20 protein-coding genes and 1 pseudogene are annotated in these 20,642 nt (G+C 73.1%); 8 read left to right on the top strand and 13 right to left on the bottom strand.

The annotated features are described in order from the left end of the window. Positions 1 to 15: 15 nt before the first annotated feature. The 4 genes from ACQPXS_RS09030 to ACQPXS_RS09015 form a co-directional block, all read right to left on the bottom strand. On the bottom strand, positions 16 to 2,037 hold the full coding sequence (locus tag ACQPXS_RS09030) for an NPCBM/NEW2 domain-containing protein (RefSeq protein WP_433448638.1): 2,022 nt from the start codon (positions 2,035 to 2,037) through the stop codon (positions 16 to 18). 665 nt (positions 2,038 to 2,702) lie between these two features. Continuing rightward, positions 2,703 to 2,882 carry a maleylpyruvate isomerase N-terminal domain-containing protein gene (locus ACQPXS_RS09025; protein ID WP_433448636.1) on the bottom strand — a complete coding sequence of 60 codons (180 nt, stop codon included), beginning with the start codon at positions 2,880 to 2,882 and terminating at the stop codon, positions 2,703 to 2,705. Further along, entirely contained in the window at positions 2,879 to 3,232 is a 354-nt protein-coding gene (locus ACQPXS_RS09020) for a hypothetical protein (RefSeq protein ID WP_433448634.1), read from the bottom strand. Before ACQPXS_RS09020 ends, ACQPXS_RS09025 begins: the two co-directional genes overlap by 4 nt. A gap of 111 nt (positions 3,233 to 3,343) precedes the next feature. Next, a complete protein-coding gene (locus ACQPXS_RS09015; RefSeq protein ID WP_351804675.1) occupies positions 3,344 to 3,667 on the bottom strand; it encodes a hypothetical protein in 324 nt (107 codons plus the stop codon). Positions 3,668 to 3,777: 110 nt separating this feature from the next. Here ACQPXS_RS09015 and ACQPXS_RS09010 point away from each other — a divergent pair, with 110 nt between their 5' ends. Both ACQPXS_RS09010 and ACQPXS_RS09005 read left to right on the top strand, forming a co-directional pair. After that, entirely contained in the window at positions 3,778 to 3,972 is a 195-nt protein-coding gene (locus tag ACQPXS_RS09010) for a hypothetical protein (protein WP_351804677.1), read from the top strand. A gap of 150 nt (positions 3,973 to 4,122) precedes the next feature. Beyond that, positions 4,123 to 5,166, top strand: a complete 1,044-nt coding sequence (locus tag ACQPXS_RS09005; protein WP_433448632.1) for an NUDIX hydrolase — start codon at positions 4,123 to 4,125, stop codon at positions 5,164 to 5,166. A 123-nt stretch (positions 5,167 to 5,289) separates the two neighbouring features. Here the strand turns inward: ACQPXS_RS09005 and ACQPXS_RS09000 are convergent, their stop codons facing one another. Both ACQPXS_RS09000 and ACQPXS_RS08995 read right to left on the bottom strand, forming a co-directional pair. After that, entirely contained in the window at positions 5,290 to 5,994 is a 705-nt protein-coding gene (locus tag ACQPXS_RS09000; RefSeq protein ID WP_433448630.1) for an MBL fold metallo-hydrolase, read from the bottom strand. Positions 5,995 to 6,056: 62 nt separating this feature from the next. Beyond that, complete coding sequence (locus tag ACQPXS_RS08995) at positions 6,057 to 7,412, bottom strand: dipeptidase (RefSeq protein ID WP_433448628.1); 1,356 nt, start codon at positions 7,410 to 7,412, stop codon at positions 6,057 to 6,059. A gap of 141 nt (positions 7,413 to 7,553) precedes the next feature. Here ACQPXS_RS08995 and ACQPXS_RS08990 point away from each other — a divergent pair, with 141 nt between their 5' ends. After that, complete coding sequence (locus ACQPXS_RS08990; protein WP_433448626.1) at positions 7,554 to 8,795, top strand: geranylgeranyl reductase family protein; 1,242 nt, start codon at positions 7,554 to 7,556, stop codon at positions 8,793 to 8,795. An 876-nt stretch (positions 8,796 to 9,671) separates the two neighbouring features. Here ACQPXS_RS08990 and ACQPXS_RS08985 read toward each other — a convergent pair. After that, positions 9,672 to 10,121 (bottom strand): nitroreductase family deazaflavin-dependent oxidoreductase, encoded by a 450-nt coding sequence (locus tag ACQPXS_RS08985; RefSeq protein ID WP_356314357.1) that lies wholly within the window; start codon positions 10,119 to 10,121, stop codon positions 9,672 to 9,674. 145 nt (positions 10,122 to 10,266) lie between these two features. On the opposite strand from ACQPXS_RS08985, the gene ACQPXS_RS08980 reads away from it, so the two are divergent. The 3 genes from ACQPXS_RS08980 (at position 10,267) to ACQPXS_RS08970 (ending at position 12,947) form a co-directional block, all read left to right on the top strand. After that, on the top strand, positions 10,267 to 10,953 hold the full coding sequence (locus tag ACQPXS_RS08980; RefSeq protein WP_433448624.1) for a TetR/AcrR family transcriptional regulator: 687 nt from the start codon (positions 10,267 to 10,269) through the stop codon (positions 10,951 to 10,953). Positions 10,954 to 11,070: 117 nt separating this feature from the next. Further along, positions 11,071 to 12,285 carry a sensor histidine kinase gene (locus ACQPXS_RS08975; RefSeq protein WP_433448623.1) on the top strand — a complete coding sequence of 405 codons (1,215 nt, stop codon included), beginning with the start codon at positions 11,071 to 11,073 and terminating at the stop codon, positions 12,283 to 12,285. Continuing rightward, positions 12,282 to 12,947 carry a response regulator gene (locus ACQPXS_RS08970; protein WP_433448622.1) on the top strand — a complete coding sequence of 222 codons (666 nt, stop codon included), beginning with the start codon at positions 12,282 to 12,284 and terminating at the stop codon, positions 12,945 to 12,947. The genes ACQPXS_RS08975 and ACQPXS_RS08970 overlap by 4 nt, the downstream gene beginning before the upstream one ends. Here the strand turns inward: ACQPXS_RS08970 and ACQPXS_RS08965 are convergent. After that, positions 12,908 to 13,030 (bottom strand): annotated as a pseudogene (locus tag ACQPXS_RS08965) (DUF6332 family protein); the annotation flags it as partial. The gene ACQPXS_RS08970 and the pseudogene ACQPXS_RS08965 overlap by 40 nt on opposite strands. A 122-nt stretch (positions 13,031 to 13,152) precedes the next feature. Beyond that, on the bottom strand, positions 13,153 to 14,643 hold the full coding sequence (locus ACQPXS_RS08960; RefSeq protein WP_390684722.1) for an MFS transporter: 1,491 nt from the start codon (positions 14,641 to 14,643) through the stop codon (positions 13,153 to 13,155). A gap of 85 nt (positions 14,644 to 14,728) precedes the next feature. On the opposite strand from ACQPXS_RS08960, the gene ACQPXS_RS08955 reads away from it, so the two are divergent. After that, positions 14,729 to 15,127, top strand: coding sequence for a MarR family winged helix-turn-helix transcriptional regulator (locus ACQPXS_RS08955; protein WP_399179706.1), 399 nt, complete (start codon positions 14,729 to 14,731; stop codon positions 15,125 to 15,127). A 7-nt stretch (positions 15,128 to 15,134) separates the two neighbouring features. On the opposite strand, the gene ACQPXS_RS08950 is transcribed toward ACQPXS_RS08955, so the two are convergent. The 4 genes from ACQPXS_RS08950 to ACQPXS_RS08935 all read right to left on the bottom strand — a co-directional run bounded on the left by ACQPXS_RS08950 (position 15,135) and on the right by ACQPXS_RS08935 (position 19,339). Further along, entirely contained in the window at positions 15,135 to 15,875 is a 741-nt protein-coding gene (locus ACQPXS_RS08950; RefSeq protein ID WP_433448619.1) for a maleylpyruvate isomerase family mycothiol-dependent enzyme, read from the bottom strand. A gap of 472 nt (positions 15,876 to 16,347) precedes the next feature. After that, entirely contained in the window at positions 16,348 to 17,538 is a 1,191-nt protein-coding gene (locus ACQPXS_RS08945; protein WP_433448617.1) for an MFS transporter, read from the bottom strand. 294 nt (positions 17,539 to 17,832) lie between these two features. After that, positions 17,833 to 18,519, bottom strand: a complete 687-nt coding sequence (locus ACQPXS_RS08940) for an SDR family oxidoreductase (RefSeq protein ID WP_433448615.1) — start codon at positions 18,517 to 18,519, stop codon at positions 17,833 to 17,835. A 91-nt stretch (positions 18,520 to 18,610) separates the two neighbouring features. Further along, positions 18,611 to 19,339 (bottom strand): SDR family NAD(P)-dependent oxidoreductase, encoded by a 729-nt coding sequence (locus tag ACQPXS_RS08935; RefSeq protein WP_433448613.1) that lies wholly within the window; start codon positions 19,337 to 19,339, stop codon positions 18,611 to 18,613. Positions 19,340 to 19,479: 140 nt separating this feature from the next. Between ACQPXS_RS08935 and ACQPXS_RS08930 the strand changes: the two genes are divergently transcribed. Further along, positions 19,480 to 20,493 carry a sigma-70 family RNA polymerase sigma factor gene (locus ACQPXS_RS08930; protein WP_433448611.1) on the top strand — a complete coding sequence of 338 codons (1,014 nt, stop codon included), beginning with the start codon at positions 19,480 to 19,482 and terminating at the stop codon, positions 20,491 to 20,493. Positions 20,494 to 20,642 lie beyond the last annotated feature (149 nt).

The following is a 20,642-nucleotide window of genomic DNA, read 5'->3' as shown; positions in this document are numbered from 1 at the left end:
GACGGGTGGGCACCGTCAGCAACTCACTTGCGCGTCCGCCCAGTCCGCATGGTCGGAGTCGATGCCGTCGCCCGCGTCGGTGACGACCAGGCGGACCACCTGGGCGCCGGTGACGTCGGCGGTGAGGGGCTGGGCGGGCATCGCGTTGGTCAGGACCCCGGTCGAGGCGACCTTCGTCCCGTCGGCCCAGATCTCGAAGGTGACGGTGCCCTTGGTGCCCTTCTCGTCGTCGACGCCGACGTCCGCGGTGACCTTGCCGCAGGCCTTGCCGGTGTAGAAGGAGACCTCGCTCGGGGCGTGCACGCCGAGGCCCTTGGCGTACACGGTGCCGCCTATGGTGATGGGGCGGCCGTCGCCCGCCGCGCTCTCCCCGTTGCTGGTGTCGCGCTCCACCGGGCCCCAACCACTGGTCGCCGACAGCCAGTCCAGGTCGCTCAGGTACGACGTCCCGGCGGGCGGCCGGACCACGACGGACGCGGTGAGCGCAACGGTGCCGGTGACCTGTTGCCCGGCCGGCGAGAGGTAACGCGCCTGGAGGGTGAGGCCGTAGGAGCCGGTCGGTGTTCCGGCCGGCGCGGTGACGGTCCAGCCGGTGCGCAGGGTTTCACCGGTGGCGAGGACGTCGGCCGTGGTCGGTGACGCGGGCCGTACGGTCCACCCGTCAGGGCCGGTCAGGGTCACGGCCACCCGGCGTGCCGGGGTGCGGCCGAGGTCGGTGACGGTGCTGGTCAGCGTGGCCGGCGTACCCGCCTCCAGCAACGGGCTGCCGTCCAGGCCCACTTCGGCGGCGGGCGGGTGCGCGGCCCAGCGGGGGTCGGCCGAGACGCGCAGCAGGACCGTGCCGTGAGCGGGGACGGTGGCCGCGACGGTGCCGGCGGTGTTGTAACTCTTGTGCTGCCACAGGTCCCGCTGGGTGTACGCGGAGGCGTCGGGCAGGCCGACGGCGGATGCGGTGGTGGCGATCCGCTGAGCCGTGCCCGACTCGTTGAACAGGGCCACCGCGCGGCTGCCGTCCTTCATCTCCTTGGCGATCACCCAGCGTCCGCCGGCCGAGGAGACGACCGTGCCCTGCTTGCCCAGCGGGTCCTGGTCGACGGCGATGACCTCCTTGTTGTCCAGGATGTCGAAGGTCGCCTGGGTGGCCTTGCGCAGGTCGGTGCCGATGAGCAGCGGCGCGGCCATGACCGACCAGAGGGAGAAGTGCGAGCGGTACTCGGTGTCCGTCATGCCGCCGTTGCCGACCTCCAGCATGTCGGGGTCGTTCCAGTGGCCGGGTCCGGCGTACGGCGCGAGCGGCAGGTTCTGCTTCAGGATGGACAGCATCGAGGACCAGTTGTCACTGATGTCACCGGTGGTCCGCCACAGGTGACCCACGTCCGACGCCCACTCCCAGGGCTTGTTCTGGCCCCATTCGCAGATGCTGTAGACGATGGGCCGGCCGGTCGCCTTGAGGGCGTCCCGCATGGTGGTGTACCGCTTCTTGGCGTCGACGCCCTGGTTGTTGCAGTTGTCGTACTTCAGATAGTCCACGCCCCAGTCGGCGAACTGCTGCGCGTCGCTGTACTCGTGGCCGAGCGCGCCCGGGAAGCCGGCGCCGTCGCAGGTCTTGGTGCCTGCGCTGGTGTAGATGCCGAGTTTGAGTCCCTTGGAGTGGACGTAGTCGGCGACGGCCTTGATGCCGTTCGGGAAGCGGGCCGGGTCGGGCACCAGCTTGCCGTCGGCGTCGCGCTGCGGCAGCGCCCAGCAGTCGTCGAGGTTGACGTACTGGTAGCCGGCGTCCTTCAGGCCCTTGGCCACGAAGAGGTCGGCTATGCCCTTGACCATGCTCTCGTTGAAGTCCGCGCGGCAGTGCGTGGAGTTCCAGTTGTTGAAGCCCATGGGCGGGGTGAGGGCGAGACCGTCGGCCAGGGCGGGGGCGGCCGGGTCCTCGTCGGGTGCCGCCAGAGCGGGGCCGGCGAGGCTCGCCGCGCACAGCAGGCCTGCGGTGAGCGCTCCGAGCATTCTTCGGCGGGTGGTGCGGGTGTGAGGGTGACGCATCGTTGACGTTCCTCCGACTCGCGAAAGATGGCTGACGACTGGGCGGTGCCTGGGTGACATGCGTGTGTCAGCTGTGCGCGTTTACGGTAGGACGTGTCGGACTGTGTTGGAAGAGGCGTGCGCAGACTGATCGATATGCCGTCAGAAGGCTTGACGGCAGGCCTGTTTGGGGCAATGACTACTGTCAGGCGTTCGGATCTGTTCGCTTCTGCGGTTCATGTCTCGTCGACGCGGCCCCAGCCCGGCAGCGGAGACCGCGGCCAGGCGGGCGGGGCCGACAGGAGCCGGGCCGGGCCGTCGGTCGTCAGTACGCCGGCCGGAGTCCGCCCGCTGAGCCGGCCGAGCACCTGGTGTCCGGCCCCGGCGACCGAGGGTCCCTCCGGCGCCATGGACCAGCGCCGGCGAGATCCACGGCCGCCATCGAGGCGAGCGGAAAGGACTGGGCGCTCAGCGTGGTGAGGGTGTCGTCCAGCGCGGGGACCAGACGGTCCCAGGCGGGGGCGGGCAGCGCACGCGCCTGCGCCGCGAACCGGTCCAGGCTCTCGCGCAGCCGGGCCCGTGAGCCGCTCGGCGGACAGCGCCGCGTCGCGCTCGACCGCCGCGGCCAGGGGCGCCGCGTCCGTGCGGGGGTCCGGTGCGCGGCCCGTGTGCGCGAGCCGCAGCAGTCAGACATACGTGTCCACGCTGTGGGCGACGGGGGCGAGCACGTGGCCCCGCGTCCACCCCGGGAGCCCCGACCGGGCACGGAGTCCCGTGCCGGACAGGCCGGCCGCGGCCCGCACGAGCCGGCCCGAGCGCACGACGTTCTCGATGCGGCCGCCGCCGAAGACCGGGAGCCCGTTCACCGGAACTCCCGCACGACCTCGATCCGTCCGACGATATGGGCGTTGAACTCGTCCAACTCCTCTGCGGGCACCCATAGTTCGAGGATCGTCTCGCCACCGGCCCGCCGGACCGGATACCGGGCGAGGAACTCGGCGTCGACCTCGAACCGGGTCACGAAACCGGCGCCGTCGTGCTTGACGTTCCAGTCCCGGGCGATGCGGATCGCGTAGTCCTCGTTGAGGACCGGGTAGAAGATCGGCTGCTCCGGGAGCCGGGGCGGCCAGGCCCGCCAGTCGAGCGCGCGGACCAGCTCCAGCTCCTTGGGGCCTGTCGGGCGCCAGAGGGTCGTCGTCAGGGGCGGGCTGGTCATGATCGCGTGTCTCCGGTAGGGGCCTGCCCTGTCGCCGGGCAGGTCGGGAGGTCGGACGATAGCGGCCGCGCGCGTCGGCGGACCAGCGGATTTCGGCGGGGTCCGGCACCCTCACGGGGCCGCGAACCGCCGTGCCAGGTCGCGGTGATGGGCGGCTGCCCGCTCGACCTGCGTTCGATCCGCGGTCGGTCCGGCGAGCACCTCGAGCCGGTCGGCGAGCCGCCGGTGCCGGTCCCGGGCGTGCTCGCGGCACGGCAGGCACGTGACGCGCTCGGGGTGCCGTGAGACGCGGGCGCGCGGCACCCGCAGCCCGCACCCCGTGGTGGTCTCGGCGGACAGCGTGCCGACCAGACCGAACGTGGCGGCGATGACGTTGCGCACCGCCGCCGCGTCGCCCTGCGCCTCGACGTGGATGTGACCGTCGGAATTCTCCATACGCCCTCCCAGCCGGACGGTAACCCGGCCCTCCCACCGGGACGGTAACCCCTCTCGTCCGCTCGCGGGTATCCGCGTGACTCCTGGCCGGATCCGCAGTTGATCAGCGCATGAAGAAGCGCAGCATGCTCGCCATCGCGACCCTGGCCACCGGATTCGTCGTGGCCGCCGTCACCCCTTCCCACGCGGCGGACGCGGGACCCCTGAAGGACCTCAACGTCTCGGACACCCTCGACGGGGCGGGTCACCTCGTCAGCCAGGACAGCTTCGCCGTCGACGGCAGCGCCCTCGGCGGCGAGGAGTAGCTCCCACGGCCCACGGCCCACGGCGCGCGTGCCGGTGTTCCCGCCGCAGGGGGCACCGGCACTCCCGTTCCGGCGCCCTCACCGGGGCGGGGTTTCCGTGGCAGGGTGGAGCGGGCAAGCCTCAGGGGGCCAACACAAGAGGGGGAGTCCGTGACCGTCGTCTGGATCAACGGCGCGTTCGGTGCGGGGAAGACGACCACCGCACGGGAGCTGATCGAGCTGATCCCGCACAGCACGCTCTTCGACCCCGAGGTCATCGGCGCGGGGCTCACGCACCTTCTGCCGGCCAAGCGCCTCGCCGAGGTCGGTGACTTCCAGGACCTGCCGATCTGGCGCCGGCTCGTGGTCGACACGGCTGCCGCGATGCTCGCCGAGCTCGGTGGCACCCTCGTGGTGCCGATGACGCTGCTCCGCCAGGACTACCGCGACGAGATCTTCGGCGGCCTCGCCGCCCGCAGGATCCCCGTGCACCACCTGCTGCTCGCCCCGGCGGAAACGATCCTGCGCGAGCGGATAGCCGGCCGGGAGGTCCCGCCCGAGCTGCCCGACGGCGAGATACGGGTACGGCAGTGGTCGTACGACCACATCGAGCCCTACCGCGCCGCCCTCGCCTCCTGGCTCACCGCCGACGCCCACCTCGTGGACACCAGCGCCCTCACCCCGTACGCCACCGCCGTGCGCATCGCCGACGCCATCGGCAGCGGTGCCGTACCGCCCTGCGACATCGTGCAGACCCCCGAGCCGACCGCCGAGACCCTCGCCGCCGGGGTGCTGCTCTTCGACGAGCACGACCGGGTGCTGCTCGTCGACCCCACCTACAAGCCCGGCTGGGAGTTCCCCGGGGGCGTGGTCGAGCGCGGCGAGGCACCGGCCCGCGCCGGGATGCGCGAGGTCGCCGAGGAGACCGGGATACGGCTGCGGGAGGTGCCCCGGCTGCTCGTCGTGGACTGGGAACGGCCGGTGCCGCCCGGCTTCGGCGGGCTGCGGCTGCTGTTCGACGGCGGCCGGCTGGAGTCCGGCGAGGCGTCCCGGGTGCTGCTGCCGGGCCCGGAGCTGCGCGGCTGGCGCTTCGCCAGCGAGCAGGAGGCCGCCGAGATGCTGCCGCCGGTCCGCTACGAGCGGCTGCGCTGGGCCCTGCGGGCCCGCGAGCGGGGGACCGCGCTGTATCTGGAGGCGGGAGTGCCCGTCGGCTGACCGCCACTACGGCACGAGCCGACGGGGTTCAGCCACCCGTCCGGGTCCGGCCATGAGCCGGCTGCTGCGCTCCGGGGCCGCGCGAGGTCACTGAGGATGACGATGGCCCGCGCGGACGCGGGGTCAGGCCAGGCCCGCCGCCTTGCGCAGAGCCGTGGCGGCGTCGCCCACGACCGCGTCCCCGTGCCCGAAGCACGCCACCTCCGCGTCCAGGGCCGCCAACCGGGCGACGGAGGCGAGGAGTCGGGGCCGGTCGAGGTTGAAGACGCCCGGGATCACCGTGGCGTCGACCGGCGAGCGAGCCACCGTGTCCCCGGTGAACAGCACCCTCTCGTCCGGCAGGAACAGGGCGATGCTGCCGTCCGTGTGCCCCGGTACGTGGATCACCCGGGCGCCGCCCCCGAAGCCCAGCACATCGCCGTCGCCCACCCCGGTGACCTCGGCCGGAGGCACCGGTGTGCCCTCGGGCAGCTGCCGGGCGGCCTCCGCATGGATCGGCAGCTCCCACTCCTCGAAACGTGGTGGCGGGCCCTGGAGTTCGCCTCGTACGAAGGGCGCGTCAAGAGGGTGGGCCAGCACCTGTGCGCCGCTCAGCGCGGCGAACTCGCCCGCCCCGCCCACGTGGTCCTCGTGGAAGTGGGTCAGCACGATCCGCCGTACGTCCCCGGGCGCGTGCCCCAGCGCCCTGACCGCGTCGGCGATCGCAGGGCCGGCACCGATCGTGCCCGCGTCGATCAGCGTCAGCGCGTCGTCATCGCGCCACAGGTACGCCTGGCCGACGGGGAAGCGCAGGAGGTGGAGCCGGGGGAGCAGTCCGATGACGTCCATGCGCCGACGGTAGGCGGCGCCCCCGCCCGTGGGCGAGGGCGCTCTGCCGTGGGCAGAAGGGCTCAGCCCGCCGCGTAGTTCCGCAGGAACAGCGCCTCGGCGACCGACAGGCGCTCCAGTTCCTCGGGGGAGACGCTCTCGTTGACCGCGTGGATCTGCGCCTCCGGCTCGCTCAGGCCGATGAGCAGGATCTCCGCCTGCGGGTACAGGCCGGCCAGCGTGTTGCACAGCGGGATGGAGCCGCCCTCACCGGCGTACTGCATGGTCTCACCGGGGTAGGCGACCGCCATCGCGTCGGCCATCGCCTGGTAGGCCGGGCTGGTGGCGTCGGCGCGGAAGGCCTGGCCCTGGCCGATCTGCTCGGTGGTGACCCGGGCGTCCCAGGGGGTGTGGGCCTGCAGGTGCGCCTGGAGCAGCTTGGTCGCCTCCGCCGCGTCCACGCCCGGCGGCACCCGCAGGCTGATCAGCGCACGGGCGCTGGAGTGCACCGACGGGGTGGCGCCGACGACCGGCGGGCAGTCGATGCCGAGAACGGTGACGGCCGGGCGGGCCCAGAGGCGGTCGGCGACCGTGCCGTCGCCGATCAGCCCGACGCCGTCGAGCACCTTGGCGTCCGCGCGGAACTGCTCCTCGGTGTACTCCAGGCCGTCCCACGTCCCCGTGGCGTCCAGCCCGTCGACCGTGGTCGAGCCGTCCTCGGCGCGCAGCGAGTCCAGCACGCGGATCAGCGCGGCGAGCGCGTCCGGGGCGGCGCCGCCGAACTGGCCGGAGTGCAGGTTGCCCGCGAGGGTGTCGATGCGCACGCGGACCAGGGTCATGCCGCGCAGCGTGGTGGTCACCGTCGGCAGGCCGACGCGGAAGTTGCCCGCGTCGCCGATCACGATGGTGTCGGCCTCCAGCAGCTCCGGGTGCTCCTCGGCGTACCGCTCCAGGCCGCCCGTGCCCTGCTCCTCCGAGCCCTCGGCGATCACCTTGATGTTCACCGGGACGCCACCGTTCGCCTTCAGGGCGCGCAGCGCGAGCAGGTGCATGATCACGCCGCCCTTGCAGTCGGCGGCCCCGCGGCCGTACCAGCGGCCGTCGCGCTCGGACAGCTCGAACGGCGGGGTGGTCCAGCCGGCCTCGTCCAGTGGCGGCTGCACGTCGTAGTGCGCGTAGAGGAGAACCGTTTTGGCGCCCTCCGGCCCCGGCAGGTAGCCGTAGACGGACTGCGTGCCGTCAGGGGTGTCGAGCAGGGCCACGTCGACGAAACCCTCGGCGCGCAGCGCGTCGGCGACCCAGTTCGCGGCGGCCTCGCTCTCGCTCTTCGGGAACTGCGTGAAGTCCGCCACCGACTTGAAGGCGACCAGCTCGGCCAGCTCCGCCTTCGCCCGGGGCATCAGCGAGGCGACGGTCTCGGCGACCGGATTCGACGACATGGGCACGCTCCTCGTGGGTGCGACGTTGAACAGCTTGAACAGGGTATGTGCCCCCGATACTCCCACAGCGGCCTGCGACGATGTCCGCCGTAGGATGCGGGGGACACTACGGCAGCGGCTTGATCGGAGCGGTAGACCATCGTGAGCGGCGAGAACTCTTCGGCGGACGACGTGCAGCGGGTGTGGGACGTCGTCGTGGTGGGCGCGGGACCCGCGGGGGCCTCGGCCGCCTACGCGGCCGCGGTCGCGGGACGGCGCGTGCTGTTGCTGGAGAAGGCCGAGTTGCCGCGCTACAAGACCTGCGGCGGCGGCATCATCGGCCCCTCGCGCGACGCGCTGCCGCCCGGCTTCGAGCTGCCCCTCCGCGACCGGGTGCACGCGGTCACCTTCTCGAACAACGGCCGCTTCACCCGCACCCGCCGCTCCAAGCAGATGCTGTTCGGTCTGATCAACCGGCCCGAGTTCGACCAGCAGCTGGTCGAGCACGCCCAGAAGGCGGGCGCCGAGCTGCGTACGGGCGTCACGGTGCAGCGGGTCGAGCAGCACGGCTCGGCGGTCCCCGACCGGCGCACGGTCGCCGTGGTCCTGCAGGGCGGCGAGACGGTGCTGGCCCGCGCGGTCGTCGGTGCCGACGGCAGCGCCAGCCGGATAGGGGCGCACGTCGGGGTGAAGCTGGACCAGGTGGACCTCGGCCTGGAAGTGGAGATCCCCGTTCCGGAGCCGGTCGCCGAGGACTGGAAGGGCCGGGTGCTCATCGACTGGGGCCCGCTGCCGGGCAGTTACGGCTGGGTGTTCCCCAAGGGCGACACCCTGACGGTCGGCGTGATCTCCGCGCGCGGCGAAGGCGCCGCCACCAAGCGGTACTTGGAGGACTTCATCGCCCGGCTGGGCCTGTCCGGCTTCGAGCCGGCCGTCTCCTCCGGGCATCTGACCCGCTGCCGCGCCGACGACTCGCCGCTGTCCCGGGGCCGGGTGCTGGTCTGCGGTGACGCGGCCGGGCTGCTGGAGCCGTGGACCCGCGAGGGCATCTCCTTCGCGCTGCGCTCGGGCCGGCTGGCGGGGGAGTGGGCGGTGCGCATCGCCGAGGCGCACGACGCGGTCGACACCCGCCGCCAGGCCCTGAACTACGCGTTCGCGATCAAGGCCGGGCTCGGCGTCGAGATGAGCGTCGGCAAGCGCCTGCTGACCGTGTTCGAGCGGCGTCCCGGCCTGTTCCACGCCGCCCTCACCGGCTTCCGCCCGGCGTGGAAGGCCTTCCGCGACATCACCCAGGGCTCGACATCCCTGGGCGACATCGTCCGCACCCACCCGATCGCCCAACGCGCCCTGACCGCCCTGGACCGCGGACCGACGGTTCCATCCGAGGACCCGGCGACCCCCTGACCACGCCGGACGGGACCGGCGACGGGGCCTGCGTGGACCGGGCCGGACGGGGCCCGGGGGATCGGGCCGGTGGGGTGCGCGAGCCGGTTGGGTGCGGGGGAAGCACGTGGACCGGGCTGTACGGAGCCTGCGTGGACCGGCCGGTGGGGTGCGCGGGCTAGTTCGGTGTGGGGAAGCACGTGACCAGGGCTGTACGGGGCTCGTGTGGACCGGGCGGTGGGGTGCGCGAGCTGGGCCGGTTTGGGGTGCGAGGACCGGTCCGGTGCGGGAGAAGTACGAGCACCGGGCCGGACGGGGGTCCGTGTGGACCGGGCTGGTGGGGCGCGCGAGCCGGTTGGGTGCGGGGGAGCACGTCTGCGGTTCTGCGTGGGGTGCGCGAGCTGGGCCGGTTTGGGGGTGCGAGGACCGGTCCGGTGCGGGAGAAGTACGAGCACCGGGCCGGACGGGGGTCCGTGTGGACCGGGCTGGTGGGGCGCGCGAGCCGGTTGGGTGCGGGGGAGCACGTCTGCGGTTCTGCGTGGGGTGCGCGAGCTGGGCCGGTTTGGGGTGCGAGACCCGGTCCGGTGGGGGAGAGGCACGAGAACCGGGACGGACGGGGGCCCGTGTAGACCAGGCCAGTGGGGGACGCGAGCCTGTCCAGTGCGCGGGAAGCGTGAGGACCGGGCCGTGCGGGCCCGCGCCGGTGGGCGCGTGAGCTGGATCGGTGCGGGGAAGCACGTGAGCGGTCCGGTGCGGGGTGCGAGAGCTAGGCCCGCGTGGGTGTGCGAACGCCGGTCCGGTGCGGGAGAAGCAAGGAGAACCGGGCCGTACGGAGCCCGCGTGGACCGGGCCGGTGGGGGCGGCGCCGGTCCGCGCCATGGGGGGAACGGGTTTCGGTCAGTTCGTGACCGTGATGTGGAAGACCGGGTGGTCGGGGGCGATGCGTCGCAGGTCCTCGTCCGGGGAGTCGGGGCCGACGCCGTTGAAGAAGACCCCGACCTCCGCCTTCCAGCGCTTGAGGTAGGCCCGCAGCAGCGGGACCTTGTCGTCGTCGGCGACCTCGGTGGCGGTGAAGACGTCCACGTTCTTGCCGAGCCGCAGCTCGCCGCCGCCGGCCGCCCGCATGTTGTGGGTCCACTGGACATGGCCGCGCGGGGCCAGCAGATAGTGCTGCCCGTCCACCGTCAGCAGGTTCACCGGAGTGGTGCGCCACTCTCCGCTCTTGCGTCCGCGCACCGCCAGAACCCGGGAGCCCCAGATGCTGAGCCCGCGCCGGGTGAGCCAGGCCACGGCCCGGTTGAAGACGTTGACGGTGAACCAGCCCGGCTTCTTGACGTGTGTCGACATGGTGACCCCCACGATTTGGGAGAGCGGTGCTCTCGCGTGACTCGATTGTGGCGCAGACAGGTGCTCCAGAGCAAGAGCGCTGCTCTCGTTTTTGTTCGCCGCTCTCTTCTGTGTGCACCGCTCTCCCGCGTGGCAGACTGCAAGCATGAGCACCACACAGGGCGCCCGGGCACGGGCCAGGACCGAAGTCACCGCCGCCATCAAGGAAGCGGCCCGCAGACAGCTGGCGGAAGAAGGCGCGGCCAAGCTCTCGCTGCGGGCCGTAGCCCGCGAACTGGGCATGGTCTCCTCCGCGCTCTACCGCTACTTCCCCAGCCGTGACGACCTGCTCACCGCCCTGATCATCGATGCCTACGACTCCCTCGGCGCCGCGGCCGAGCAGGCGAGGGACGCCGCGGCCGGCACCGCTGCGGTGGCCCGCTGGACGGCGGTGTGCGAGGCGGTGCGCGGCTGGGCGCTCGCCCATCCCCACGAGTACGCGCTGATCTACGGCTCGCCCGTGCCGGGTTATGCCGCCCCTCAGACAACCGTCCCGGCCGCCGCCCGGGTCGGCCTGGTCTTCATCGGCATCGTCCGCGACACCCACGAGGACTCCGGCCTCGCCGACCTCCCCCTGCCCACCGGGCTGCGCCCCGAGGCCGAGCGCATGGCCGCCGACCTCGCACCGGATCTGCCGCCCGAGGCGATCACGGCACTGGTGGCGGCCTGGGCCCAGCTGTTCGGGCTGGTCAGCTTCGAGTTGTTCGGCCAGTTCAACAAGGTGGTCGAGGACCGGGAGGCCTTCTTCCGGCACGCGGTCACGGGGCTGGCGCACGGAGTCGGGCTGCGGTAGGCGCACAGCGGCCCCCGATGCCGAGCCCGCGGTGGTCGTCGTACTTCCCCGGGAGTACGCGTGATCACCCCGTCCGGCTGACGTCCCTGCCGCCCGGCGGCGTCTACCGTGGCCTGCATGGAAGACCAGCGCGCGCCGGGGCAGTGGTGGCGGCACGGGCCGCCGTGGCGGAGCGCCCCGGACGAGTCGGAGCCGAACCGGGCGCACTGGCCCTGGCGCAGCACCGCGCTGCTCACCGCGTTCGTCCTCATCGGCACCCACTTCGCGGCCCACGGCCAGGCCCACCGTGTGCCCCTGAACGCCTCCGCGCGCCTGCTGCTGTTCGTCGCCTCGGTCCTGCTGCTGTGGCGGCACCGGCACCCGGTGGCCGTGGCCTACGGCACCGCGGTGGCGACCCTCGTCTACCTGGCCGCGGGCTATCCCTACGGACCGGTCTTCCTGATCGTCGCCGTCGGCTGCTTCAGCGCGGTCGTCGCCGGGCACCGGCGGGCGGCCTGGGGAGCCGTGGGCCTGCTGTGGGCCGGGCACGCCCTGATCGCCCTGTGGCTCTACCGGTGGCTCCCGCCCGCGGGCGACCAGGCCGGGAGTGTTTATCAGGAGATCGGTATCGGCGCCTGGGTGCTGGCCGTCGTCGCCCTGGCCGAGCTGGTCCGGGTGCGGCGCGAGCAGTGGGCGCGGGAGCGCGCCGACCGGGCGGCGGCCGCACGGCGCCGCGCCGACGAGGAACGGCTGCGGATCGCCCGCGAGTTGCACGACGTCCTCGCGCACAGCATCTCCGTCATCAACGTCCAGGCCGGGATGGGGCTCGCGCTGCTCGACAGCGACCCCGAGCAGGCGCGGGCCGCGCTCACCACCATCAAGGCCGCCAGCAAGGAGGCGCTCGGCGAGGTGCGTCAGGTCCTCGACACCCTGCGCGCGCCCGGCGCCGCGCCGCGCGCCCCCGCCCCCGGCCTGGACCGGCTGCCGGAGCTGGTGGAACAGGCGGCCTCGGCCGGACTCACCGTGGAGATCGAGGGCGAGCCGCCGCGGCTGCCGCCCGGCGCCGACCTCGCCGCCTTCCGTATCGTGCAGGAGGCCCTGACCAACGTCGTACGGCACTCCGGATCGCGGCACGCGCGCGTGCGGTTCGCCCATGACGGCGAGGCGCTGCGGCTGCGCATCGACGACGACGGGCCGGCCACCGGCGCCGACGCCGGGGGCAGCGGCAACGGGCTGGCCGGTATGCGGGAACGGGCCGCCGCGCTCGGTGGCACCATCGATGCGGGCCCGCGCCCCGACGGCGGCTTCCGGGTGCTCGCCGTACTGCCGTCGCACCCCAGGGAGGACCAGTGATCCGGGTACTGCTCGCCGACGACCAGTCGCTCGTGCGGGCCGGTTTCAGGGCGTTGCTCGACGCCCAGCCGGACATCGCGGTGGCCGGCGAGGCGGCCGACGGCGAGGAGGTGCTGCGGCTGGTGCGCGAACTGCGGCCGGACGTCGTCCTGATGGACATCCGCATGCCCCTGCTCGACGGTCTCGCCGCGACCCGGCGGATCACCGCCGACGCGGAACTGAGGGACGTGAAGGTGGTCATGCTCACCACCTTCGAGCTGGACGAGTACGTCTTCGAGGCCATCCGCTCCGGCGCCTCGGGCTTCCTGGTGAAGGACACCGAACCGGAGGAACTCCTGCGCGCGGTACGGGCGGTGGTGCAGGGTGACGCGCTGCTGTCGCCGGGCGTCACCCGCCGGTTGATCGCGGAGTTCGCGGCCCGCTCCAAGGAACCCGCGGCGGCGGACGCCCTCGCCCGGCTCACCGAGCGGGAACGGGAGGTGATGGCGCTGGTCGGGATCGGCCTGTCCAACGAGGAGATCGCCCGCCGGCTGGTGGTCAGCCCGCTCACCGCCAAGACCCATGTGAGCCGCACGATGGTGAAGCTGGGCGCCCGGGACCGAGCGCAACTGGTGGTGCTGGCCTACGAGTCGGGTCTGGTACGGCCCGGCTGGCTGGGCTGAACCGCCCGCCGGAAGCGCACCAGCACGCTCACCACGCGGGCGACGAACACCACCGGTGCGACCGCCGTGCCGAGCCGCAGCAGGGACCTCGCCGAATCCTGTTGGGCCTTGCGGCGTCCCCCGTGTACGTACGTTCCCCCAGCTTCACAGACGGGCGCCCGGCAGGGCAATCGGCCCTGCCGGGCGCCCGGTTGGAGGCTTCCCCCTAGTCGCGGACCGGCACGCGCTCCGCTTCCGCCTCCTCCACGGTGGACCTGGCGACCACGAGGGACGGCTGCGTACGACGGCTGCGCAGACCGGTGAGGGTGATCAGCAGGCCGGCCGCCGCGATCCCCGTGACGACCGTGAAGCCGGGCCGGTAGCTGTCGAGGACGGCCTGCGGGGTGGCGTGCGCGGGGGCGCCCGCGGTCACCACTGCGGTGACCACCGCCAGGAAGATCGCGCCGCCCACCTGCACCGAGGTGTTCAGCAGGCCGGAGACCATGCCCTGCTCGTGGTCCTCGACCCCGTTGGTGGCCTGGATGTTGAGCGACGGGAAGACCAGCGCGCAGGCCGCGCCGATCAGCAGCATGGACGGCAGGATCACGGCCGCGTACACCGGGTCGAGGTCGACGCGCAGGAACAGCGCGTAGCCGAGGACCATGAAGGCGAAGCCGGTCGCGATCAGGCGCGGGGTGCCGAACCGGTCGACGATCGCGCCGACCTTCGTGGAGGACACCGCCACCAGGGCGCCCGCCGGCAGGAACGCGAGCGCCGTGTGCAGCGCGGACCAGCCGAGCAGGGACTGCATGTACAGCGTGGTCAGGAACTGGAAGCCGACGTAACTGCCGAAGAAGGCGATCGCGCCGAGCTGGGCGCGGACCTGGCTGCCCGAGCGCAGCACGCCCAGCCGGATCAGCGGGCTCGGCGAACGCCGCTCGACCAGGACGAAGACGGTCAGCAGCACGGCGACCGCGAGGAAGGACAGCAGCGTCCGGGCCGAGGCCCAGCCGGCCTCGGGCGCCTGGACGACGGTGAAGACCAGCAGCAGCATCGCCGCGGTGCCGAGGACGGCGCCGGGGATGTCGTAGCCGTCGTGGTTCTCCTCGCGGGCGCTGCGCGGCAGCAGCCGCAGGCCGGCGAGGAGCGCGAGGAGGGCGATCGGTGCGGGCAGCAGCATGGTGAAGCGCCAGCTGGCCTCGGTGAGCAGGCCCGAGAGGACCAGGCCCATGGAGAAGCCGGTGGCGGCGCAGGTGGTGTAGATGGAGAGGGCGCGGTTGCGCAGCGGGCCCTCCGGGAACGTCGTGGTGATGATCGACAGGCCGGCCGGAGCCGTGAAGGCCGCGCTCAGGCCCTTGATGAAACGGCTGGCGATCAGCAGCGGACCCGAGTCCACGAGCCCGCCGAGCAGCGAGGCGAGCGCGAAGACGCCGAGGGCGACGAGGAACACCTGACGCCGGCCGAGCAGGTCGGCCGTGCGGCCGCCGAGCAGGAGCAGGCCGCCGTAGCCCAGGATGTAGCCGCTGACGATCCATTGCAGCGTCGACGTGGACAGGTGGAGGTCGGAGCCGATGGACGGCAGCGCGACGCCGACCATCGACACGTCCAGCGCGTCCAGGAACATCGCCGCGCAGAGCACCAGCAGGGTGCCCCACAGTCGGGGAGTCCAGCGAACCGCCGGCGACGGGGCCGCGGAGGGGGTGAGCGGTGAGGTCATACCGAAGACACTACATGCGCATGCATCGAATGCAAATGCATTTAATTCCGATGCAATAATCTCGGTCCTCTGCTACGGTGCGCCCATGGCGTCGAACAGGGCCGAGCAGGCGCTCGTGGAGCAGTGGCGGGGCATTCTGGGGCTGCATGCCCGCACCCAGTGCGAGCTGGACCGGGCCCTGCACGGACATGGCCTGTGCGCGAGCGACTTCGAGGTCCTCGACCTGCTGGCCGAGGGCGCGGCGGCGGACGGCGGCTGCGCCTACCGCGTGCAGGAGATCTCCGAGCGCGTCCATCTCAGCCAGAGTGCGCTGTCCCGGCTGATCGGGCGTCTGGAGAAGGACGGCCTGGTCGAGCGCGCGATGTGCGCCGAGGACCGGCGCGGGGTGCGCGTGGTGCTCACGGCGAAGGGGCGCGCGCTGCACGGCGAGGTGCGGCCGGTGCAGCGCGCGGTGCTGACCCGGATGCTCGGCGAGGGGGACTGACCGGGCGTCAGATTCCGCTCTTCTCCCGCCAGAGGACGGCGAGGGAGCGATCACCGGACACGCTCGGCACGGGCTCCCGATTCCACAGGGCGAGATACAACTTGTCGGCGGGACCCGACAGTTCGGCATCGGCCTCGCCCGCCGCGTCCCGGACGGTCACCGGCGGTTCGGCTGTGAGCCGTACGGTCCACACCGCCTCCGGCTCCGCGTCCAGCGCGCGTACCCGCAGCACGCGCGGCTCCGGTGTGCGCACGCGGCTCCTGGGGCGGGCGTGGAAACCGCGCAGCAGTTCGTCGATGCCGTCCACCGCGAAGTCCGCCGCGATCGGCGATGCCGTACCGCCGCGCGCGGCCTCCGCGTCGTACCGGTGGACGGCCGTCTCGTGCGCCTGCCGGCGGGTCCAGAAGGCCAGCGCCGAGGGGTTGGGCGCCGGATGGAAGGTCCAGCACTCCAGGTCGGCGGGCGCGGCGGTCAGGGTGTCGACCAGCAGGCGGTGACTGTCCCGGTACCAGTCCACCAGTTCGTCGCCGTCCAGGTCCGGCAGGTCACCGAAGGGCCGCGGATCCGGCTGTCCGTCGGCGACGACGGCCGCGGCCCACTCGTGCACCGCGCCGATGTGCCGCAGCAGGTCGCGCACCTGCCACTGCGGGCAGGTCGGCACCTTGGCATCGGTACCCGCCGCGGCGGCGGCCGCCGCGAGCAACCGGCCCTCCCGGTCCAGGGTCTGAAGGAAGTCGGCAGTGTCCATGGGGTGAGTGTGCCGGATGGGGGTGCTTGCCGGGTCGGTAACGGTCGGTGGGGGACCCGCTGGGCCTTCGGCGCGGTGGCCGACCGGGCGTTCGGCGTGTGGAGTTGATCGGGCCGGTACGGATTCCGACCGGTACGGATTCCGACCGGAAGCGGGCGGCGCGAGGCCGACCAGGTGGTCGTGACGCGGGGCTGACCGGGCTCGTACGCCGGTCCGGGGAGTTCGTCCGGTGGAGGCGTGTGCGGCCGGTGCCGTGCTGAGCGGGGTCGCCGGGCGGAGCTGAGGGGGAGGTGCGGCGCGGCGTCGCCCGGCTGGTGAGGGCGTTGCCGCCGGCTTTCCTGGTGTGCCGGTCCAGTGGTCCGGCGGGAAGGCGGCCGTGCGCGTGTTGACGCGGCGCCGACCGGGCCGCTTGCGGTGAGCCGGCCGGCCGAGTGTGCTCGATGTGCCCAGGGGCCGGCCAGGTGCTGTCGGTTCACGCGCCCAGCGTCCGCCGCGTGGACACGCCGATGGCCGTGGCGACGGTGGCCAGTGCCGCGACGCTGGTGAGCGCGGCCGGCAGGGAGAACCAGTCGGCCATGAACCCGATGGCGGGCGGCCCGAGCAGCATGCCGCCGTAGCCGAAGGTCGAGGCGACGGCCACGCCGGACGGACCGGTCAGCGCGCCGGCCCGCTCCACGGCGACCGGGAAGAGGTTGGCGAGGCCGAGTCCGGTGACGGCGAAGCCGATCAGGGCGGCCCACACGGACGGCGCGAGGGAGCCGAGCAGCATGCCCACCGCCGCGACGGTGCCGCCGGCGATCACCGTGCGGGCCCGGCCGAGGCGCTCCAGCAGGGTCGTGCCGGTCGCCCGGCCCACGGTCATGGCCAGCGCGAAACACGAGTACCCGGCCGCCGCCACGCCGGACGACGCCGCCAGGTCCTGCTGGAGGTGGAGCGCGCCCCAGTCGGCCATGGCGCCCTCGCCGTAGGCGGTGCACAGCGCGATCAACCCGAAGACGACGACCAGCCCGCGGCCACCGGTCCGCCGCGGGGCGGACCGGTGCGGTTCCGGAGGCGAGGAGAGGGTGCGGTCCGCCGGGGCGGGCGGTTCCTGCCGCAGCAGGGTGCGCCCGGCGACGGCCGTGACGAGCAGCCCGATCAGGGTCAGGCCGAACAGATGCCGCGTGGGGGAGAGCGCACCGGCGACCAGTCCGCCGAGCCCGGCGCCGATCATGCCGCCGAGGCTGAACGCCGCGTGGAACGACGGCATGATCGGCCGCCGCAGCGCGGCCACCAGGTCGACGGCGGCGCTGTTGAAGGCGACGTTGATACCGCCGTAGGCGGCACCGAAGACGAGGAGGACGGCGCCGAGGGCGGGCGCGGAGTGGGTCAGCGGGGGCAGGCTGACGCTGAGGCAGAGCAGGACGGCGCAGACCACGGTGACCGGATGGCTGCCGTAGCGGCGGCACAGCCGCCCGGTCAGGGTCATGGTGACGACGGCACCGGCGGAGACGCAGAGCAGGGCGAGCCCCAGGGCGCTGGCGGAGGAATCGGTCTGCTGCTTGATCGCGGGGATACGGACCACCCAGCCCGCGAAGACGAAGCCGTCGAGGGCGAAGAAGGCGGTGAGCGCGACGCGGAGCCGGGAGAGATCGCGGCTGCCACCCGGCACGACGCTGTGCATTCGGGGTTTGTTTATTTGCGGCACAAAGTCAGGCTAGGTGGGGGCACCGGAGTGGGGCAAGCGAAATGCCGAGGGGCGGGGCGGTTACGGCGGATCGATGGGTGCGAGGGGGCGTGACCGGAGCGCGCTCGCACCGGCGGTGGGGCGTGGCGGGCAGGAGACGGCGGTGTGCCGTGCCCCGCCCGCCTTGGCACACCGCCCTTCGTGTGCTGCGTGACGTGCCGCAGGTGCGGGCGCCGGCCCATCCGGCTCGGCGCCCGCGACCTGTAGGGGATGCGCCCCGCACCCCGCGGATCACACCGGCTCGATCCCCTTCCCCGTGACCTTCAGCACCGTCCGCCCGCCGTGGTCCTCGCCGGAGGCGATCGCGACGACGGCCCGTGCGACCCCGGCCGCATCGAGCGGCACCGGGAAGTGCTCCTTCAGATAGGCGTCGGCCGACTGGCCGGTCTCCGCGCCGTACGCGGCGGCCGCGGCCTCGCCGATCGCGGTTCCGGTCAGCAACTGGCCCGGGGCCAGGGCGACGAACCGGACACCGAGTCCGCGGGCGTCGGCTTCGCGCTGGAGGTAGCCGGCCAGGAACATCTGCGTCCGCTTGGCACCGGCGTAGCCGCCCGAGAGCGGTGAGCCGCCGAGCCCGGCGCCGCTGGAGAGGATCACCACGGTCGAGCCCGGCCGCAACGGCCGTGCGAGGGCGGCGCGGCCTACCTCGAAGGCGATCCTGACGTCGACGTGCCACGGGGCCGAGAACGACTCCCAGCTCTGCTCCCCGACCGGCGCCATGCGCGGCCGGGTGCCCGCGGCGACGATGACGAGGTCCGGGTCGGCCTCTGCAAGGAGTGCCGTGACCTGCGCGGGATCCGTGGCGTCCCGCTCGTGACCGGCGGCCAGGACACGGACACCGGCGGCGGTGAGGGCGTCGACGGTGGCGCGGCCGACGCTGCCGGCGGCGCCGATGACCAGGGCCTTGTGGATGTTCATGGGAATGCTCCTGATGCTCGATGGAAGGGGGATGCGGATGTGCGGTGTCCGGGCGGCGTCGTCAGGCGCCCTCCGGCGCGGGCCCCACGGCTCAGGAGCCGGTGGGGCGTGCCGCAGGCAGGCCGGCCAGCTGCCGTTCCAGGGCCTTCACCACGCCGCCGTGCCAGCCCTCGGCCAGGGACGCCGACAGCGGGTCGGGGAAGATGTCCTCCTCGTCCTTCTCCACACCGTCGAGGACGGCCCGCGCCACGGACTCCGCGGAGGCCTTCGGGATGTCGAGGGAGCGGGTCATGTCGGTGTCCACGGGCCCGGTCAGCACCGCGTGCACCCGCACGCCCCGACCCGCCAGCAGGGTGCGCAGCGACTGCGTCAGGGAGAACGCGGCCGCCTTCGACACCGAGTAGGCCGGGAGCAGCGGAAGCGCGGCGAGGCTGTTCAGTGACAGGTTGTTGACGATCGCCCCCTCGGAGCGGAGCAGCAGCGGCAGGAAGGCCCGGATCACGTCGTAGGTGCCGAAGAGGTTGACGGCGAGATGCCGTTCGAGCGCGGTACGGTCGTCCAGCTCGTCGGGTACGGCGATGCCGGCGTTGTTGACCACGACGTCGAGGGATCCGACCTCCTCGGCGGCCCGGCGCAGCCGGTCCGCGACCGTCATTTCCAGGTGCAGCGGCGTGACCCGTCCGTCGGGGTGGTCCAGTGGCCCGCGGGTACCGGCGTAGACCCGTGCCGCGCCCCTGGCCAGGGCCTCCGCCACCAGTGCCCGGCCGATGCCGCGATTGCCGCCGGTGATCAGAACGGCGCTGCCCGCGATGTTCGTCACGGTGATCTCCCTCGGTGCGTTGCGTAAGTCGGTCGCTTGTTGAGACACGGGCACTCACGTCAGGTCACCGATGACTTTCCGGCCTGGACGGTGTCCTTACCGAGAGGACCGGCGGAAGAGGCGAGGCGAGGGATGCCGTGGTGACCGAGACGACCCTGGAGCGTGCCCGGGCCGGTGACGCGGAGGCGTTCCGGGCGCTCACCGAGCCGCACCGGCGCGAGCTCCAGCTGCACTGCTACCGGATCCTCGGCTCCGTACAGGACGCGGAGGACATGGTGCAGGAGACCCTGCTGGCCGCCTGGCGCGGGCTGGACGGATTCCAGGGCCGGGCCTCCGTACGCGCCTGGCTGTACCGCATCGCTACCAACCGCTGTCTGAACGCCCTGCGCGACGCGGGCCGTCGGCCGCAGCCGCGCGAGCCGGCCGGCCCGCCGGTGGACGTGCCCGAGCCCACCCGCCGCTCGGAGGCCGTCTGGTACGAGCCCTACCCGGACGCCCTGCTCGCGGACCTGCCCGACACCGCGCCGGGCCCCGAGGCCCGTTACGAGACGCGGGAGGCGCTGGGGCTGTCGTTCACGGCGGGGCTGCGGCATCTGCCGCCACGGCAGCGCGCGGTCCTGGTGCTGCGCGATGTGCTCGGCTTCCGCGCCGCGGAGGTGGCCGAACTCCTCGACAGCAGTGGTGTGTCGGTGAACAGCGCCCTGCAGCGCGCGCGTGCGGCGCTGGACGGCCGGCGTCCCGCACCGGACCGGGACCGTGCGCCGCTGCCGCGCTCGGCACGGGAACGCGCGCTCGTCGGACGGTTCGTGAACGCGCTGGAGAACTCCGACATCGACGGGCTCGTCGCGCTGCTCACCGAGGACGCCTGGCTGACGATGCCGCCCGAGCCGCTGGAGTACCAGGGACACACGCCGATCGCCCGGTTCTACCGCGCCCTGCCCTGGTGGGGCGGCCGGGCGCTGCGCCTCGTACCCACGCGTGCGAACGGCCAACCCGCGTTCGGCAGCTATCTGCGCGAGCCCGGCAGTGCGGTCGCACACGCCTACGGGCTCGTGGTTCTCACACTGCGAGACGACCGGATCTGCGCCATCACCCGCTTCGGCGACAACGGACTTCTGCCGCGCTTCGGCCTGCCCCGGACGCTCCGGGACTAGATCCCGAGTGTCCAGGAATCGACCGATGTGGCCTTGACCTGCACCGACTTGTGCTCGTCCGGGCCGACGGCGGCGTCAACGCGGCGCGACGGACGCCTCGTTCGGTGTGCTCCGAGGGCGTCCCCGGCGTGTCCCGCAGCCGGATACAG

Origin of the sequence: Streptomyces sp. CA-142005 (genome assembly GCF_050942335.1) — a bacterium.
In the GTDB taxonomy this organism is placed as follows: domain Bacteria; phylum Actinomycetota; class Actinomycetes; order Streptomycetales; family Streptomycetaceae; genus Streptomyces.
Note: the sequence above shows the minus strand (reverse complement) of the source record. Positions and strands in the feature narration are given on the sequence as shown.